18 protein-coding genes and 1 pseudogene are annotated in these 17,795 nt (G+C 56.0%); 14 read left to right on the top strand and 5 right to left on the bottom strand.

The features are described 5' to 3' along the window. The first annotated feature begins 10 nt into the window (after nucleotides 1-10). The gene (gene livF / locus AB2B48_RS16355; RefSeq protein WP_081918523.1) at nucleotides 11-724 is read left to right on the top strand and encodes a high-affinity branched-chain amino acid ABC transporter ATP-binding protein LivF; all 714 of its coding nucleotides are present in this window, start codon (nucleotides 11-13) and stop codon (nucleotides 722-724) included. 126 nt (nucleotides 725-850) lie between these two features. Here the strand turns inward: livF and AB2B48_RS16350 are convergent, their stop codons facing one another. Next, entirely contained in the window at nucleotides 851-1,831 is a 981-nt protein-coding gene (locus AB2B48_RS16350) for an IS110 family transposase (protein WP_368301891.1), read from the bottom strand. Between the two features lie 321 nt (nucleotides 1,832-2,152). On the opposite strand from AB2B48_RS16350, the gene AB2B48_RS16345 reads away from it, so the two are divergent. The 7 genes from AB2B48_RS16345 to ugpQ all read left to right on the top strand — a co-directional run bounded on the left by AB2B48_RS16345 (nucleotide 2,153) and on the right by ugpQ (nucleotide 7,963). Then, nucleotides 2,153-2,374, top strand: coding sequence for a type II toxin-antitoxin system Phd/YefM family antitoxin (locus AB2B48_RS16345; RefSeq protein WP_333012707.1), 222 nt, complete (start codon nucleotides 2,153-2,155; stop codon nucleotides 2,372-2,374). Next, nucleotides 2,371-2,739, top strand: coding sequence for a type II toxin-antitoxin system death-on-curing family toxin (locus AB2B48_RS16340; RefSeq protein ID WP_333012706.1), 369 nt, complete (start codon nucleotides 2,371-2,373; stop codon nucleotides 2,737-2,739). The genes AB2B48_RS16345 and AB2B48_RS16340 overlap by 4 nt, the downstream gene beginning before the upstream one ends. Nucleotides 2,740-2,988: 249 nt before the next feature. Next, nucleotides 2,989-4,305, top strand: coding sequence for a sn-glycerol-3-phosphate ABC transporter substrate-binding protein UgpB (gene ugpB / locus AB2B48_RS16335; protein ID WP_220440226.1), 1,317 nt, complete (start codon nucleotides 2,989-2,991; stop codon nucleotides 4,303-4,305). A gap of 118 nt (nucleotides 4,306-4,423) precedes the next feature. Next, entirely contained in the window at nucleotides 4,424-5,311 is an 888-nt protein-coding gene (ugpA, locus tag AB2B48_RS16330) for a sn-glycerol-3-phosphate ABC transporter permease UgpA (protein WP_035892166.1), read from the top strand. Beyond that, nucleotides 5,308-6,153 (top strand): sn-glycerol-3-phosphate ABC transporter permease UgpE, encoded by an 846-nt coding sequence (gene ugpE, locus AB2B48_RS16325; RefSeq protein ID WP_123650889.1) that lies wholly within the window; start codon nucleotides 5,308-5,310, stop codon nucleotides 6,151-6,153. Before ugpA ends, ugpE begins: the two co-directional genes overlap by 4 nt. Nucleotides 6,154-6,155: 2 nt before the next feature. Further along, nucleotides 6,156-7,226, top strand: coding sequence for a sn-glycerol-3-phosphate import ATP-binding protein UgpC (locus AB2B48_RS16320; protein WP_333012705.1), 1,071 nt, complete (start codon nucleotides 6,156-6,158; stop codon nucleotides 7,224-7,226). Beyond that, entirely contained in the window at nucleotides 7,223-7,963 is a 741-nt protein-coding gene (gene ugpQ / locus AB2B48_RS16315; RefSeq protein WP_185667352.1) for a glycerophosphodiester phosphodiesterase, read from the top strand. The genes AB2B48_RS16320 and ugpQ overlap by 4 nt, the downstream gene beginning before the upstream one ends. Nucleotides 7,964-7,971: 8 nt before the next feature. Here the strand turns inward: ugpQ and AB2B48_RS16310 are convergent. Then, nucleotides 7,972-8,283, bottom strand: a pseudogene (locus tag AB2B48_RS16310) (DUF2756 family protein); the annotation flags it as partial. Nucleotides 8,284-8,405: 122 nt separating this feature from the next. Here AB2B48_RS16310 and ggt point away from each other — a divergent pair. After that, complete coding sequence (ggt, locus tag AB2B48_RS16305; RefSeq protein ID WP_368301972.1) at nucleotides 8,406-10,148, top strand: gamma-glutamyltransferase; 1,743 nt, start codon at nucleotides 8,406-8,408, stop codon at nucleotides 10,146-10,148. A 119-nt stretch (nucleotides 10,149-10,267) separates the two neighbouring features. Here ggt and yhhY read toward each other — a convergent pair whose 3' ends face one another. Further along, nucleotides 10,268-10,759, bottom strand: a complete 492-nt coding sequence (gene yhhY / locus AB2B48_RS16300) for an N-acetyltransferase (protein ID WP_185667350.1) — start codon at nucleotides 10,757-10,759, stop codon at nucleotides 10,268-10,270. A 198-nt stretch (nucleotides 10,760-10,957) separates the two neighbouring features. Continuing rightward, the gene (locus tag AB2B48_RS16295; RefSeq protein ID WP_368301971.1) at nucleotides 10,958-11,635 is read right to left on the bottom strand and encodes a bactofilin family protein; all 678 of its coding nucleotides are present in this window, start codon (nucleotides 11,633-11,635) and stop codon (nucleotides 10,958-10,960) included. Between the two features lie 262 nt (nucleotides 11,636-11,897). Here AB2B48_RS16295 and AB2B48_RS16290 point away from each other — a divergent pair, with 262 nt between their 5' ends. The 5 genes from AB2B48_RS16290 (at nucleotide 11,898) to gntU (ending at nucleotide 16,881) form a co-directional block, all read left to right on the top strand. Next, nucleotides 11,898-12,935 carry an oxidoreductase gene (locus AB2B48_RS16290; protein WP_368299620.1) on the top strand — a complete coding sequence of 346 codons (1,038 nt, stop codon included), beginning with the start codon at nucleotides 11,898-11,900 and terminating at the stop codon, nucleotides 12,933-12,935. Nucleotides 12,936-13,056: 121 nt separating this feature from the next. Further along, the gene (locus AB2B48_RS16285) at nucleotides 13,057-13,752 is read left to right on the top strand and encodes a pirin family protein (RefSeq protein WP_035892157.1); all 696 of its coding nucleotides are present in this window, start codon (nucleotides 13,057-13,059) and stop codon (nucleotides 13,750-13,752) included. A gap of 102 nt (nucleotides 13,753-13,854) precedes the next feature. Then, nucleotides 13,855-14,850: a gluconate operon transcriptional repressor GntR gene (gene gntR, locus AB2B48_RS16280; RefSeq protein ID WP_185667348.1), complete on the top strand. Its 996-nt coding sequence runs from the start codon at nucleotides 13,855-13,857 to the stop codon at nucleotides 14,848-14,850. A 160-nt stretch (nucleotides 14,851-15,010) separates the two neighbouring features. Then, nucleotides 15,011-15,544 carry a gluconokinase gene (gene gntK / locus AB2B48_RS16275; RefSeq protein ID WP_185667347.1) on the top strand — a complete coding sequence of 178 codons (534 nt, stop codon included), beginning with the start codon at nucleotides 15,011-15,013 and terminating at the stop codon, nucleotides 15,542-15,544. Further along, nucleotides 15,541-16,881, top strand: a complete 1,341-nt coding sequence (gene gntU, locus AB2B48_RS16270) for a gluconate transporter (protein WP_185667346.1) — start codon at nucleotides 15,541-15,543, stop codon at nucleotides 16,879-16,881. Before gntK ends, gntU begins: the two co-directional genes overlap by 4 nt. Before the next feature lie 96 nt (nucleotides 16,882-16,977). Here the strand turns inward: gntU and AB2B48_RS16265 are convergent, their stop codons facing one another. Continuing rightward, entirely contained in the window at nucleotides 16,978-17,571 is a 594-nt protein-coding gene (locus AB2B48_RS16265; RefSeq protein WP_035892151.1) for a YhgN family NAAT transporter, read from the bottom strand. Between the last annotated feature and the right edge of the window lie 224 nt (nucleotides 17,572-17,795).

The raw sequence follows: 17,795 nt of genomic DNA, 5'->3' as shown, positions 1-17,795 counted from the left end.
GAAGCAGAATATGGATAAAGTGATGTTATCGTTTGATAAAGTCAGCGCCCACTACGGCAAAATTCAGGCGCTGCACGACGTCAGCCTGCATATCAATCAGGGGGAGATTGTGACCCTGATTGGCGCCAACGGTGCGGGTAAAACCACGCTGCTCGGCACATTGTGCGGCGACCCACGCGCCACCAGCGGGCGTATTGTCTTTGATGATAAAGACATTACCGACTGGCAGACGGCGAAAATCATGCGTGAAGCGGTGGCGATTGTCCCGGAAGGGCGTCGCGTCTTCTCACGCATGACGGTGGAAGAGAACCTGGCGATGGGCGGCTTCTTCGCCGACCGCGATCAGTTCCAGGAGCGCATCAAGTGGGTGTATGACCTGTTCCCACGCCTGCTTGAGCGTCGCATTCAGCGTGCAGGCACCATGTCCGGCGGTGAGCAGCAGATGCTGGCAATTGGCCGTGCATTGATGAGCCAGCCGCGCCTGCTGCTGCTTGATGAGCCTTCTCTGGGGCTGGCCCCGATTATCATCCAGCAGATTTTCGACACCATCGAGCAACTGCGTAAGCAGGGCATGACCATTTTCCTCGTCGAGCAGAACGCCAACCAGGCGCTGAAGCTCGCCGACCGCGGCTACGTGCTGGAAAACGGCCACGTGGTGCTGGAAGACACCGGTGATGCACTGCTGGCGAACGAAGCGGTGCGCAGCGCGTACCTCGGCGGTTAACTCGTTGCCATCCGGCAACCTGTAGATACTGTGAGCGGCAGCAACTCCTTTTCACCGTTGCTTCCCGGATTGCAGGCATAACTTTAACAGCGCCTTCTGGCGCTGTTATCACTTCCCCGTCCGCCTTTATACTACAGGCATCCCATGCTGCAACGCATCGAACGTTTTTCCTGACTTTAATACCCCATAGGCCACCTGCGCCAGCTTACGCATCATTGCACCTATTATCACTTTCGGTCGCTTCCCGTTACCTTCCAGCCTTTCCCTGAACGCTTTTCCCCATGCCGTGTGATACAACGCTGACATCGCCGGCATATATAATGCTCCGCGCAGATGAACCGGTCCTGCTTTGCTCATCCTGCTTGTTCGCATCACGCTGCTCCCCGACTCATGCTGCTTCGGCGTCAGTCCTGCATACGCTGCGAACTGCCGCGCAGTGGCGAACCTCAGCTTCAGTCCCGTGTACGCCAGCAGCACCGCGGCGGTTTTCTCTCCTATCCCCGGGATACTGCTCAGCAGCTTCCGCCGTTGTTTCATATCGGGGTCGTTGTCCGTCAGGTCTTTTATCTGTTTTTCAATGCGCCTCAGCTCTGCTCCCAGACACTGCAGGAGAACATCAATGCTCTCCAGCTGTACTTCCGGTGCAGTTTCCTGGCGGTTTTTCTCCTGAGTCTGCATCTCTGTCAGCGACTGATGTCGTAGCACCAGCGCTTTCAGGGCCCGCTCTGTCGGGTGCGGCGCTTCCCATGCTGGCGGCTTTTTCTCCCGGCAGAAGTGAGCCAGCATACGAGCGTCCACTTTGTCGGTTTTGTTGCGCAGCCCTTCACTGCGGGCAAAGGCAGCGCTCAGGGAAGGGTTGATGATGGAGACGGTATACCCGGCATCGCTCAGATGGGCGGCAGCGTCTTCCATGTAGGTGCTGGTAGACTCCATGCAGACATGAGCATGGCTCACCTCATGGCTACGAAGCCAGCGGACCAGGTCCTCATAGCCCGGGGGAGTATTGGCAAACTTTTTACAGAGATGGCGGCCATCAGGGCGAAGGATATCAACATCAAGTTTAGTTTTAGCGACATCAATGCCGATGAAGTACAGTTCATATTCCATAGTGAAACCCACCTTGCGAATGCGGATTACCGGTAAAAACCGGTCCATGATACTGTCCGGTTTGTCACATGAGAAAGAACGGCGGACCGGTGCAGAATATCTACGGTACAGGCGTGAAAGCCTAAGCCCGGGCACGGCATCCGGACCGCCATCAGAGAGAACTGGCCGGTTCTTTCTGACGAGGTAATCATACAAGCCCGGGCGAGGCGCTTGCGCCGACCCCGGGGGAACTTCCCGCACGAAAACATTTAAAAGAGCCTGATGGCTCTTTTTTTGTACATATATGTTGTACAATTAATGCGTACAACTATGGAGGTCATTATGCGTACGGTTAACTATAGCGAGGCACGACAGAATCTGGCTGAAGTGCTGGAGAGCGCCGTGACGGGCATACCTGTCACTATCACACGCCGTGGGCATAAACCTGCGGTCATCATTAGTGCCGAGGAGTTTGAGCGCTATCAGGCCGCCAGACTCGATGATGAATTTGCGGCCATCATGGCGGTTCACGGCAGCGAGATAGAGGAGTTGGCTGATAAATGAACCTTCAGATTATCTCAGCGGAAGAGATAATAGCGTTTCATGACCGGCTGCTCCGCGTTACGCCTGGTGTTGTGGGTATGCCCGACCCCGGACGTGCGGAAGCGTTAATGTATCGGGTGCTTAACCGAATTGAATATGAAGGTGTGACCGACGTATGGCAGCTGGCGGCAATGCATCTGCTGGCGATTTCACGAGGGCATATTTTCAATGACGGTAATAAGCGCACCGCGCTGTTTATCACATTGCTGTTTTTAAAACGCAACGGCATTGCGCTTGCGGCCAATCCGGATTTTGTGGCGATGACGGTTGAGGCTGCTGCAGGTCAATTGACGCTTGAGCAAATAGCCTCTCGCCTGCACGGATAACCCCGGCGACGCTTCGCTTGACCGGGCTACCTATCCCATCGTAGCCCGGGAACGGCACTTTCCCTATACGTGTCATAGCTCCCACTTTCCCTTCTTAGAACCGTCACCGCCTTGCCATCCCTTTGTCGCCTTACTATCTTTTTTTTGTAATAAAAAAGTTATTTTTCTGTCATTCGAGCATGTCATGTTACCCCCGCGAACATAAAACGCGTGATATCGCGCATCCCGGCACAAAAAGAGAGATAACCGATGATATCGTTACGACATACAGCTTTAGGATTGGCAATGAGTCTGGCATTCGCAGGTCAGGCTATGGCGGTAACTACTATTCCGTTCTGGCATTCAATGGAAGGTGAGCTGGGTAAAGAGGTTGACTCTCTGGCGCAGCGCTTCAACGCCGCCAACCCGGATTACAAAATTCAGCCGGTGTACAAAGGCAACTATGAGCAGAGCCTGAGCGCAGGTATCGCCGCGTTCCGTACCGGTAACGCCCCGGCAATTTTGCAGGTGTATGAAGTTGGAACCGCCACCATGATGGCGTCAAAAGCGATTAAGCCGGTGTATCAGGTGTTTGACGATGCCGGTATCAAGTTCGATGAATCTCAGTTTGTGCCGACGGTTTCCGGTTACTACACCGACTCCAAAACCGGGCACCTGCTGTCCCAGCCGTTTAACAGCTCCACTCCGGTGCTGTACTACAACAAAGACGCCTTCAAGAAAGCCGGTTTAGACCCGAACCAGCCGCCGAAAACCTGGCAGGATCTGGCAGCCTATACCGCGAAGCTGAAAGCGGCCGGTATGAAGTGCGGCTACGCCAGCGGCTGGCAGGGCTGGATCCAGATTGAAAACTTCAGCGCCTGGCACGGCCTGCCGGTTGCGACCAAAAATAACGGCTTCGACGGTACCGATGCGGTACTGGAATTCAACAAGCCAGAGCAGGTGAAACACATCGCGCTGCTGGAAGAACTGAACAAGAAGGGTGATTTCAGCTACTTCGGCCGTAAAGATGAGTCTACCGAGAAGTTCTACAACGGTGACTGCGCCATTACCACCGCCTCTTCCGGCTCGCTGGCAGACATTCGTCAGTACGCCAAATTCAACTACGGCGTGGGCATGATGCCTTACGATGCTGACGTGAAGGGCGCGCCGCAGAACGCCATCATCGGCGGGGCGAGCCTGTGGGTGATGCAGGGTAAAGACAAAGAAACCTACACCGGTGTCGCGAAATTCCTCGAGTTTCTGGCGAAGCCTGAAATTGCTGCCGAATGGCACCAGAAAACCGGCTACCTGCCAATCACTACCGCCGCGTACGACCTGACTCGTCAGCAGGGCTTCTATGACAAGAACCCAGGTGCCGACATCGCCACGCGTCAGATGCTGAACAAGCCACCGTTGCCGTTCACCAAAGGGCTGCGTCTGGGCAACATGCCACAGATTCGTACCATTGTGGATGAAGAACTGGAAAGCGTCTGGACCGGTAAGAAAACGCCTCAGCAGGCGCTGGACTCTGCGGTAGAGCGCGGGAATCAGCTGCTGCGTCGCTTCGAGCAATCGACCAAGTCTTAATCATTGACTAACCCCCTCACCCTAACCCTCTCCCCATAGGGGAGAGGGGACCCGCCTTTCTCCCTCGCCCCTTTGGGGAGAGGGCCGGGGTGAGGGGACACCAACTCAGAGTTTAACTATGTCATCATCCCGTCCGGTGTTTAAATCGCGCTGGCTGCCCTATGCATTGGTCGCACCGCAGCTGATTATCACCGTTATCTTCTTTATCTGGCCCGCCGGTGAAGCGCTGTGGTACTCACTGCAAAGCGTTGACCCGTTTGGTCTCTCCAGCCAGTTCGTTGGTCTGGATAACTTCGTCACGCTGTTCCACGACAGCTACTATCTCGACTCCTTCTGGACGACGATTAAGTTCAGCGGCCTGGTGACGATAAGCGGCCTGCTGGTCTCGCTGTTCTTCGCCGCCCTGGTGGACTACGTGGTGCGCGGCAGCCGTCTATACCAGACGCTGATGCTGCTGCCTTATGCCGTCGCACCTGCCGTGGCCGCCGTACTGTGGATCTTCCTGTTTAACCCAGGGCGCGGGCTGATTACCCACTTCCTTGGCGAGTTCGGCTATGACTGGAACCACGCGCAGAACAGCGGTCAGGCCATGTTCCTGGTGGTCTTCGCCTCGGTGTGGAAGCAGATAAGCTACAACTTCCTGTTCTTCTTCGCCGCGCTGCAATCTATTCCGCGCTCGCTGGTCGAGGCTGCGGCCATCGACGGCGCGGGCCCGATTCGCCGCTTCTTCAAGCTGGCGCTGCCGTTGATCGCGCCGGTGAGCTTCTTCCTGCTGGTGGTGAACCTGGTGTACGCCTTCTTCGATACCTTCCCGGTGATCGACGCCGCGACGGCGGGCGGCCCGGTACAGGCCACCACCACGCTGATTTATAAGATTTACCGTGAAGGATTTGCCGGGCTGGATCTCTCGGCCTCTGCGGCGCAGTCGGTGGTGCTGATGTTCCTCGTCATCATCCTGACCGTGGTGCAGTTCCGCTACGTGGAAAGTAAGGTGCGCTACCAATGATTGAGAACCGTCGCGGGCTGACGATATTCAGCCACACCATGCTGATCCTCGGGATTATTGTGATCCTGTTTCCGCTGTACGTCGCTTTTACGGCGGCGACGCTGGACAACAAAGCGGTGTTTGAAACGCCAATGACGCTGATTCCCGGCGGCCATCTGTTCGAGAATATGAAGGCGATTTGGGTCAACGGCGTCGGAGCCAACAGCGCACCGTTCTGGCTGATGATGCTCAATAGCTTCATCATGGCCTTCGCCATTACCGTCGGCAAAATCGCGGTGTCGATGCTCTCGGCATTCGCCATCGTCTGGTTCCGCTTTCCGCTGCGTAACCTGTTCTTCTGGATGATCTTTATCACCCTGATGCTGCCGGTGGAAGTGCGTATCTTCCCGACGGTTGAGGTCATTGCCAACCTGAAGATGCTCGACAGCTACGCGGGCCTGACGCTGCCGTTAATGGCGTCGGCGACCGCCACCTTCCTGTTTCGACAGTTCTTTATGACCCTGCCGGACGAGCTGATTGAAGCGGCGCGTATCGACGGCGCTTCGCCGATGCGCTTTTTCCGCGACATCGTGCTGCCGCTGTCGAAAACCAACCTTGCGGCGCTGTTCGTCATCACCTTTATCTACGGCTGGAACCAGTATCTCTGGCCGCTGCTGATTATTACCGACGTGAACCTCGGCACCGCCGTGGCGGGCATCAAAGGGATGATCGCTACCGGTGAAGGCACCACGCAGTGGAACCAGGTGATGGCGGCGATGCTGCTCACCCTTATTCCCCCCGTTGTTATCGTTTTAGCCATGCAGCGTGCCTTTGTACGCGGCCTGGTCGATAGTGAGAAATAAAAATGGCTGGTTTAAAACTACAGGCAGTAACCAAAAGCTGGGACGGTAAAACCCAGGTCATTCAACCGCTGACGCTGGACGTGGCAGACGGGGAATTTATTGTGATGGTCGGCCCGTCGGGCTGCGGAAAATCGACGCTGCTGCGTATGGTGGCAGGGCTTGAGCGCGTAACCAGCGGTGACATCTGGATTGATCGCAAGCGCGTGACCGAAATGGAGCCGAAGGATCGCGGCATCGCCATGGTGTTCCAGAACTATGCGCTCTACCCACACATGAGCGTGGAAGAGAACATGGCCTGGGGGCTGAAAATTCGCGGCATGGGCAAAGCGCACATTGCCGAAAAAGTGCAGGAAGCGGCGCGTATTCTTGAGCTGGACGGCCTGCTGAAGCGCCGCCCGCGCGAGCTCTCCGGCGGCCAGCGCCAGCGCGTGGCGATGGGGCGCGCTATCGTGCGTGACCCGGCGGTGTTCCTGTTCGACGAACCGCTTTCCAACCTCGACGCCAAGCTGCGCGTGCAAATGCGTCTTGAATTGCAGCAGCTGCACCGCCGTCTGAAAACCACGTCACTCTATGTGACCCACGATCAGGTGGAAGCGATGACCCTCGCCCAGCGGGTGATGGTGATGAACAAAGGGATTGCCGAGCAGATTGGCACGCCGGTGGAAGTGTATGAGAAACCGGCCAGCCGCTTTGTGGCGAGCTTTATCGGCAGCCCGGCGATGAACCTGCTGGACGGTCAGATTGATGAATCCGGCTCGCGCTTCGTGCTGGAAAACGGTATGCAGCTGCCGCTGCCAGCCTCTCAGCGCGAATATGCCGGTCGCCGCATGACGCTGGGTATCCGTCCGGAACATATTGCGCTAAGCTCGCAGGCCGAAGGCGGCGTGCCATTGGTGATGGATACGCTGGAAATTCTCGGCGCCGATAACCTGGCCCACGGCCGCTTTGGTGAGCAGAAAATGGTGGTGCGCTTACCGCACCAACAGCGTCCGCACGGGGGCACCACGCTGTGGCTGCATCTGCCGGACGATCATCTGCACCTCTTTGAAGGTGAGACAGGATTACGCGTATGAGCAATTGGCCTTATCCCCACATCGTCGCCCACCGTGGCGGCGGTAAGTTAGCGCCGGAAAACACCCTGGCGGCGATCGACGTTGGCGCTCGCTATGGGCATACCATGATTGAGTTTGACGCCAAGCTGTCGAAAGACGGGCAGATTTTCCTGCTGCATGACGACAACCTCGAACGCACCAGCAACGGCTGGGGCATCGCGGGTGAACTGAGCTGGCAGGACCTGCTGCGCGTGGATGCCGGAAGCTGGTTTAACAGCAGCTTTAAAGACGAGCCGCTGCCGCTGTTGTCGCAGGTGGCGGAACGCTGCCGTCAGCACGGCATGATGGCAAATATCGAAATTAAACCGACCACCGGCAGCGGGCCGTTGACCGGGAAAGTGGTGGCGCTGGCCGCGCGTGAACTGTGGGCTGACATGACCCCACCGCTGCTGTCGTCGTTTGAAATTGATGCGCTGGAAGCCGCCCAGCTTGCCGCACCGGAGCTGCCGCGGGGGTTACTGCTGGATGAGTGGCGTGACGACTGGCGTGAGCTGACGACGCGTCTGGGCTGCGTCTCCATTCATCTTAACCATCGTCTGCTGGATGAAGCGCGGGTCGATGCGCTGCGTGAAGCGGGGCTGCGGATTCTGGTCTATACCGTGAATAACCCCCAGCGCGCCGCCGAGCTGCTGCGCTGGGGTGTCGACTGCATCTGTACCGATGCGATTGATATCATCGGGCCTGACTTCCAGCCTTAATACTGCTTCAGCATGCCGCCGTTGTTATTGGGCAGCGGCTGCTGCTGTTGCTGATTTAGCATGCCCGGCTGCGCCTGCTGAACGCGCTGCTGGTTAGTGTTCAGCTGGTTTTGCAGATGCTGCTGTTGCTGCTGCGTCTGCACCTTGCGCTGCTGGTTCAGCATGCTGGATTGCTGCTGCTGTTGATTGAGCATGCGGGTCTGCATCCGCTGCTGGCTTGGAATCTCATAGCCCGGCTTATTCGGGTTGTTATCGACGTTCAGCGGCGCGGCCAGCGCGGTGAACGGCAGCAGTGCCGCCAGAATCAGTAATCGTTTCATCGTCTTTCCTCCGTGTAGGGGATCGCTTAAGTTTACTCCTTTCCCATCGTAACGAGGATTATTTCAGCATTATGAACCAGGCTTAGTGAGGACCTCACCGCACGCTCTGGAGAATGATGATGATAATAATACCGACGTTTTTACGCCGGGTAGCCCTTGCTGCTCTGCTGTCAGGAAGCTGTTTTAGCGCGATTTCTGCACCTCCACCGCCGCCGGTTTCTTACGGCGTTGAGGAGGATGTTTTCCATCCAGTACGTGCCCAGCATGGCATGGTGGCCTCGGTTGATGCTACCGCCACGCGCGTGGGCGTTGAAATTCTGCGCCAGGGCGGCAATGCCGTAGATGCGGCGGTGGCCGTGGGCTACGCGCTGGCGGTGACTCACCCGCAGGCGGGGAATATCGGCGGTGGCGGGTTTATGATGCTGCGGACCAAAGATGGCAAAACCACGGCGATTGATTTCCGTGAAATGGCCCCGGAGCAGGCGACCCGCGATATGTTCCTCGACGACCAGGGTAACCCGGACAGTAAAAAGTCGCTGACCTCGCACCTGGCCTCCGGCACGCCGGGCACGGTGGCAGGCTTCTCGCTGGCGCTGGAGAAGTACGGCACGATGCCGCTCAACAAAGTGATTCACCCGGCGATTAAGCTCGCCAAAGAGGGGTTTGTGGTCAACAACGCGCTGGCTGACGATCTTAAAACCTACGGCAGTGAAGTGCTGCCCAATCATGCCAACAGTAAGGCCATTTTCTGGAAAGACGGCGAGCCGTTGAAAAAGGGCGATAAACTGGTGCAGGCGAATCTGGCAAAAAGCCTGGAGCTGATTGCCGAAAACGGACCGGATGCCTTCTACAAAGGGGCGATTGCCGACCAGATTGCTGAAGAGATGCATAAAAACGGCGGCCTGATGAGCAAAGCGGATCTGGCAAACTACAAAGCCGTTGAGCGTACGCCGATAAGCGGTGAATACCGCGGCTACGAAGTCTTCTCGATGCCGCCGCCGTCCTCCGGCGGGATCCACATCGTGCAGATCCTCAACATCCTCGAAAACTTCGACCTGCATAAATACGGCTTCGGCAGCGCCGACGCGATGCAACTGATGTCAGAGGCGGAAAAGCACGCCTACGCCGACCGTTCTGAATACCTCGGCGACCCGGACTTCGTGAAGGTGCCGTGGCAGGCGCTGACCAACAAAACCTATGCCAAATCGATTGCTGAGCAGATTGATATCAACAAGGCCAAACCGTCCAGCCAGATTAAACCGGGCAAACTGGCACCGTACGAAAGCAACCAGACCACCCACTTCTCAGTGGTGGATAAAGACGGTAACGCGGTGGCGGTGACCTACACCCTCAACACCACTTTTGGTACCGGCATCGTGGCGGGCAATACCGGCATTCTGATGAATAACGAGATGGATGACTTCTCCGCTAAACCTGGTGTGCCGAACGTTTACGGGCTGGTGGGCGGTGATGCCAACGCGGTTGGGCCGAAGAAACGCCCACTGTCGTCGATGTCGCCAACCATTGTGGTGAAAGACGGGAAAACGTGGCTGGTGACCGGTAGCCCAGGCGGCAGCCGGATTATCACCACGGTGCTGCAGATGGTGGTGAATTCCATCGACTTCGGCATGAACGTGGCGGAAGCCACCAATGCGCCGCGCTTCCACCATCAGTGGCTACCGGACGAGCTGCGGGTTGAGAAAGGGTTTAGCCCGGATACGCTGAAGCTGCTGGAAGCGAAGGGGCAGAAGGTGGCGGTGAAAGAGGCGATGGGCAGCACGCAGAGCATTATGGTGGACCCGGACGGAACGCTGTATGGGGCGTCGGATCCGCGTTCGCCTGATGATTTGACGGCGGGGTACTAGTTTACCCTCACCCCGACCCTCTCCCTGGAAGGGAGAGGGAGAAAGGCAGGGTAGATTACTGATTTATAAGCTGCACCATACGGTCCCCTCTCCCTCTGGGAGAGGGTTAGGGTGAGGGCCTACCCCTTCACCCGCGCCATAAAATACGCATCCACATACTCCCCATTACGCAGCCCATATTTCCGCCCCGTGCCTTCAATCTCAAACCCATGCTTCTGGTAAACCGCCACCGCTGGTGCGTTATCGACAAACACCGTCAGCTCAATGCGGTCGACGCGCAGCCAGTTGTCGCACATATCAATCATGGTACGCATCAGCGCGCTGGCGACGCCGCGGTTCTGCCAGCGGGCGTCGACGCAGATACCGAAATCGGCGACGTGGCTGCGGCGAGGGCGCTGGGCAACGGCGATGCAGAGGTGTCCAACCACCTGCTCACCGATGCAGGCGACGAGCTGTTTGATACCGGGCTGGTCGGCTAGCCGCTCTTGCCACATATGGCTGGAAGGATGAGGGACCTGTAGCGTGTTGTGATACACCTCCGGCTGGGCGTGGATCTGACGGATTGCGTCGTAATCTTCAGGTTCAGCGTGGCGGATCACTATGTCACTCATTCTTCATTTCCTTGGTGGGTTAAAAGTCCCTTTTAACATCATTGATTTTGAAATGTGCGTCAATTGGCTTTTTTTGCAAAAAACGTTGGACAAGTGCGAATGAGAATGATTATTATTGTCCTGCATTCAGGGCGTCCTTGCGGAGAACCTGAAAGCACGACATTGCTCACATTGCTTCCAGTATTACTTTAGCCAGCTTTAAGCTGGCTTTTTTTTGTCATTTTTTTCTGTGGGTTTGGTCGTATTGGCGGACGCAGTGTCGGAGATCGTGGGCTCATGGGCAAAACCGACCACATTGTTTTTCCCTGTTTCTGCGGGCAGAACCTCTGCCTGCCCAGAGAATTTCCCGCCTTTCTTTATGGCCAGTTGATGGTAGGCAAGGGTACCAACCACATGGCCGTTTTCGGCGATTTCCAGCGACTGACTGTGACATTGCCCCACCACGTTACCGTCGATAATCAGTTCGCGGCAGGTGATGTTGCCCTCGACCAGGCCGCCGTGAATGATTTTTATCAGCCCCTCTTCAGCCTCGATGTTGCCTTTCAGCGAACCGTAAATATAGACGTGCCCGTTTGAGGCAATATTGCCCTCAAAGCACACGTTGCTGGCGATTACCGTTGCATCCTGCTTTTTGGCGCTGACGGACTCTTTTTCCTCGACAGGGAGTGAAGCCGGTACGGTGGCAGGGGAAACGTCAATGGATTTATTCTTTTTAAACATGTGATTGGCCTGATTAAGTTTGATGTGGATGACAAAAGAGGAGAGGGCACACACGCCGGATAAACACGCCAGAGAGGGGGCGTTGAAGTACCAGGCTATTAGGGCGAGTAGCCAAAAGAAAATGGTGCAATTAACGGCGAGAAACTCTCTTCCTATGAGCAATTCGTGGTGACTCCGTTGCGGGATACAGGTGCGAAATATCCCTTATTTCGCAGGCACCCTTATCCAGAATTTGCCCGGCACGGTCAACGATTCAGGATGATTTTCGGAATTTAACTCGTTATTTTTGCAGGATTTATTGGTGGTTTTTATAGGCCGGTTATAACGTATTATTTCGGGCTATTTTTAGCCGTGTGGGGATTCATTTCGTTTCGAGGTGCGCTATGGTGTTCAGCAAACATTTCAAAAGGACTGAACCATGACTCTGCACTGCGCCTTTATCGGCTTTGGCAAAAGCGCCACCCGCTACCACCTTCCTTATGTCCTCGAACGTAAAGCCGACTGGCACGTCGCCCATATCTATCGCCGCAGCCCAAAGCCGGATGAGCAGGCGCCGCAGTACGCGCATATCCATTTCACCAGCGAGCTGGACGATATTCTGAACGACCCGCAGGTGAAGCTGGTGGTGGTCTGTACCCATGCCGATAGCCACTTCGAGTACGCCAAAAAGGCGCTGGAAGCGGGCAAGAACGTGCTGGTGGAAAAGCCGTTCACCCCAACGCTTGCCGAAGCCAAAACGCTGTTTGCGCTGGCGAAAAGCAAGGGGCTGACGGTGTCGCCGTATCAGAACCGTCGCTTTGACTCCTGCTTCCTGACCGCCAAAAAAGCGATTGAGAGCGGCAAGCTGGGTGAGATTGTGGAAGTGGAAAGCCACTTTGATTACTACCGCCCGGAATCGCCAACCCAGCCGGGTCGCCCGCAGGACGGCGCGTTTTATGGCCTGGGTGTGCATACCATGGACCAGATTATCTCGCTGTTTGGCCGCCCGGATCACGCCTCCTACGATATCCGTAGCCTGCGCAACCCGGCCAACCCGGACGACACCTTTGAAGCGCAACTCTACTACGGCAACCTGAAAGCGATTGTCAAAACCAGCCACCTGGTGAAAATCGACTACCCGAAATTTACCGTTCACGGCACCAAAGGGTCGTTTGTGAAATACGGTATCGACCAGCAGGAAACCAGCCTGAAAGCGGGCATTATGCCGGGCGATGCGAACTTCGCGGCCGACGACTCCGTCTCTTACCTGGAGTACGTTAACGACGCAGGCGACACGGTGAAAGAGCAGTGGCAGGCGGAGCGCGGTGACTACGGTCGCGTATACGATGCGCTGTACCAGACGCTGACAAACGGCACGCCGAATTTCGTCAAGGAAACTGAGGCTCTGACCAATATGGAACTGCTGGAACGGGCCTTTGAGCAGCCAGCACCTGCCACGATAAGCCTCGCCAAATAAGCAAACATGGCTCCTCCGTTCTTGTTCATATTTTTTGAACAGAGGAGTCAATTTTCACCCACTATCATCCTGACCGGTTTACGTCCAAACTTGTTTCATCGAAAACATGAGGGGGTAAAAAATGATTTTCTTACGCAAAGCAAATGAACGTGGTCATGCGAATCATGGTTGGCTGGATTCCTGGCATACCTTCTCGTTTGCCGATTATTACGATCCGAATTACATGGGCTTCTCGGCACTGCGCGTGATTAACGATGACGTGATTGACGCCGGCCAGGGCTTCGGTACTCACCCGCACAAAGACATGGAAATCCTGACCTACGTTCTGGAAGGCGCCGTTGAGCACCAGGACAGCATGGGCAACAAAGAGCAGGTTCCGGCGGGCGAGTTCCAGATTATGAGTGCGGGTACCGGTATTCGTCACTCTGAGTACAACCCGAGCGCCACCGATAAGCTGCACCTGTACCAGATCTGGATCATTCCAGAAAAAACCGGCATCACGCCGCGTTACGAACAGCGCCGCTTCGACGCCCTGCAGGGCAAACAGCTGGTGCTGTCACCGGATGCCCGTGAAGGCTCGCTGAAGGTGTATCAGGATATGGAACTGTACCGTTGGGCGCTGGCGAAAGGCGAACAGTCGGTGCACCAGATTGCCGCTGACCGCCGCGTGTGGATTCAGGTAGTCAAAGGCGAAGTGAGCATCAATGGCACCAAGGCTACCACCAGCGATGGCCTGGCCATCTGGGACGAGCAGGCAATTTCCGTTCACGCGGATAGCGAAAGTGAAATTTTACTCTTCGATCTGCCGCCAGTTTGATCCGGCTTAAATAAATCGCGCAACCTCCCTAATCTTGCGGGGAGGTTGCGCCATCTCCGTGGTAAACTTCAGCAATATTTCACCTTTGCTTACCTCCGGACGATGAAAAAGAAAAGACCCGTACTTCAGGATGTTGCCGATCGCGTTGGCGTAACCAAAATGACGGTTAGCCGTTTTCTCCGTAACCCGGAACAGGTTTCCGTGGCGTTACGTGGCAAAATTGCGGCGGCTCTTGATGATTTGGGTTATATCCCCAACCGGGCGCCCGATATTCTCTCCAACGCCACTAGCCGCGCTATTGGCGTGCTGCTGCCATCGTTAACCAACCAGGTTTTTGCTGAAGTGCTGCGCGGTGTAGAAAGCGTCACCGATGCTCACGGCTATCAGACCATGCTGGCGCACTACGGCTATAAACCAGAAATGGAGCAGGAACGCCTGGAGTCGATGCTCTCCTGGAACATTGACGGTCTGATTCTCACCGAACGTACCCACACTCCCCGCACCCTGAAGATGATTGAAGTCGCCGGGATCCCGGTGGTGGAGCTGATGGACAGCCAGTCACCGTGCCTCGACATCGCCGTTGGCTTTGATAACTTCGAAGCGGCGCGCCAGATGACGGCGGCGATTATTGCCCGCGGTCATCGTCACATTGCCTATTTAGGCGCACGTCTCGACGAACGTACTATCATCAAACAGAAGGGCTACGAGCAGGCGATGCTTGACGCGGGCCTGATACCGTACAGCGTGATGGTAGAACAGTCGTCCTCCTATACTTCCGGCATCGAACTGATGCGCCAGGCGCGACGCGAGTTCTCCAACCTGGACGGTATTTTCTGTACCAACGATGACCTGGCGGTTGGCGCGGCGTTTGAGTGCCAGCGCCTTGGGCTGCGCATTCCTGACGACATCGCGATTGCCGGTTTCCACGGCCACGACATCGGTCAGGTGATGGAGCCGCGTCTTGCCAGCGTGCTGACCCCGCGTGAACGCATGGGGCGCATCGGCGCAGAGCGCTTGCTGGCGCGCATTCGCGGTGAAGCGGTTACGCCAAAAATGTTAGATTTAGGTTTCACTTTGTCACCGGGCGGATCTATTTAGCCCTAACAAGTTTGAACTAGATCACACATATTCACTTAGAATTCACTTCCGGCACGAATGGTTATTGCTTATCCACTTGCCCGGCAGGACAATGTTACCGATAACTGTTACCCGTAACAATTTCCCCAATCTAATTGCCAGTGCCCAACAGGAGGACGCCTTGAGCACGACTAACCACGATCACCATGTCTATGTACTGATGGGCGTATCCGGCAGCGGTAAATCCGCCGTCGCCAGCGAAGTCGCACACCGTCTGAACGCCGCGTTCCTCGACGGCGACTTCCTGCACCCACGCAGCAATATCGTCAAAATGTCCTCCGGCGAACCGCTGAACGACGACGATCGCAAACCATGGTTGCAGGCGCTGAACGACGCGGCTTTCGCGATGCAGCGCACCAACAAAGTTTCGCTGATTGTCTGCTCGGCGCTGAAAAAAGCGTACCGCGACATTCTGCGTGAAGGTAACCCGAACCTCTCCTTCGTCTACCTGAAAGGGGATTTCGAGGTGATTGAGAGCCGCCTGAAGGCGCGTAAAGGTCACTTCTTCAAAACTCAAATGCTGGTCACTCAGTTTGAAACCCTGCAAGAGCCGGGCGCTGAAGAACGCGATGTCCTGGTGGTTGATATCGATCAGCCGCTGGAAGGCGTTATCGACAGTACGATTGAGGTGATCAACAAAGGCCGTGCCGCGTGACAACTTTAACGCTCGTTTTAACCGCAGTCGGCTCCGTTCTGCTGCTGCTGTTTTTAGTCATGAAGGCGCGTATGCACGCCTTCCTGGCTTTGATGGTGGTGTCTATTGGTGCAGGGCTTTTCTCCGGTATGCCGTTGATTAAAATCGCGGAAACCATGGAGAAAGGGATGGGCGGCACGCTGGGCTTCCTGGCGATTGTCGTGGCGCTTGGCGCGATGTTTGGCAAGATTCTGCATGAAACCGGCGCGGTCGATCAGATTGCCGTCAAAATGCTGAAATCGTTCGGCCATAGCCGTGCGCACTACGCGATTGGTATTGCCGGTCTTATCTGCGCGCTGCCGCTGTTCTTTGAAGTGGCGATCGTGCTGCTGATTAGCGTCGCGTTCTCGATGGCGCGCCACACCGGGACGAACCTGGTGAAGCTGGTGATTCCACTGTTTGCGGGCGTTGCTGCCGCGGCGGCGTTCCTGCTGCCGGGGCCAGCGCCGATGCTGCTGGCCTCCCAGATGCATGCTGACTTTGGCTGGATGATTCTGATTGGCCTGTGTGCGGCGATCCCGGGGATGATTATTGCCGGTCCGCTGTGGGGCAACTTTATCAGCCGCTACGTTGAGCTGAATATTCCTGATGACATCACCGAGCCGCACCTTGGCGAAGGTAAAATGCCGTCTTTCGGCTTTAGCCTGGCGCTGATCCTGCTGCCGCTGGTGCTGGTGGGTCTGAAAACTATTGCCGCGCGTTTCGTGCCGGTGGGGTCAGAAACCTATCAGTGGTTTGAATTTATCGGCCACCCGTTCACCGCGATCCTGATTGCCTGCCTGGTGGCTATCTATGGTCTGGCGTTCCGTCAGGGCATGGAAAAAGACAAGGTGATGGCAATTTGCGGCGCGGCGCTGCAGCCTGCGGGGATTATCCTGCTGGTGATTGGTGCCGGTGGCGTGTTCAAACAGGTGCTGGTGGATTCCGGCGTTGGCCCGGCGTTGGGTGAAGCCCTGACCGGGATGGGCCTGCCGATTGCGCTGACCTGCTTCATCCTGGCCGCGGCGGTACGTATCATTCAGGGTTCCGCCACGGTGGCGTGTTTGACCGCGGTTGGCCTGGTGATGCCGGTGATTGAACAGCTGCACTACAGCGGTGCGCAGCTGGCGGCGCTCTCTATCTGTATCGGCGGCGGTTCTATCGTGGTGAGCCACGTGAATGACGCAGGCTTCTGGCTGTTCGGTAAGTTTACCGGCGCTACCGAAGCGCAGACGCTGAAAACCTGGACCATGATGGAAACCATCCTGGGAACGGTCGGCGCTATTATCGGTATGATTGCGTTTACGCTGTTGAGCTGACGGCTTCCCCGGCGTCGCTACGCTCGGCCGGGCTACTTGAGCGGTAGCCCGGCCGAGGCGTTTACGCCGACCCCGGGGCCGCACCGAACTAACCTTTTACCCCTTCATCCACATCCGAATACCGTCCAGGAACATCTGGGTCGCCATCATCACCAGAATCAAGCCCATCAGACGCTCCAGCGCGTTCACCCCTTTCTCACCGAGCAGGCGCAGGAACAGCGACGACTGCAGCAAAATCACTACCGTACCGCCCCAGGCGATCAGCAGCGCAATCACCAGATGCGACAAATTATTCGGGTACTGATGTGAAAGCAGCATTAAGGTCGCCAACAGCGTTGGCCCCGCCACTAATGGAATCGCGAGCGGCACAATAAACGGTTCTTCTCCCGCCGGCAGCCCCGAACTATTTCCGGTGGCGCTAGGGAAAATCATCTTGATGGCAATCAGGAATAAAATGATGCCACCGGAGATGGAAACCGTCTCGGCGCGCAGGTTTAAAAACGCCAGAATCTTCTCGCCAGCGAAGAGAAAAATCAGCATGAGTAGAAGTGCGATTAAAAGCTCACGTATCATGATCGCCTTGCGGCGCTTGGGTTCCGTGTGTTTTAGCACCGACATAAAAATGGGCAAATTTCCCAGTGGATCCATAATCAGGATCAATAAAACTGCGGCGGAAAAGATTTCACTCATCACTCAAATTCCCTGATAATTGTTGCGGACTTTCTGCTCTACGCATCACTCTGACCGCGTACTGTGGTAGGAGGAAATGCGTCCCCTATGGATGAGGGGATAAGTTGCACTTCTGATTGCTAAGCAATCATTGATTAATTTTGCTTGCGACTTTAGCTGCATTTTGTAATGTGAGGGGATGCCAGGGGCACTTATTCACATATACAGCACATATATCTGCAGGA

The organism is Kluyvera sichuanensis (assembly GCF_040930405.1).
Taxonomy (GTDB): Bacteria; Pseudomonadota; Gammaproteobacteria; order Enterobacterales; family Enterobacteriaceae; genus Kluyvera; species Kluyvera sichuanensis.
This window is presented reverse-complemented; position numbering and strand designations above follow the sequence as displayed.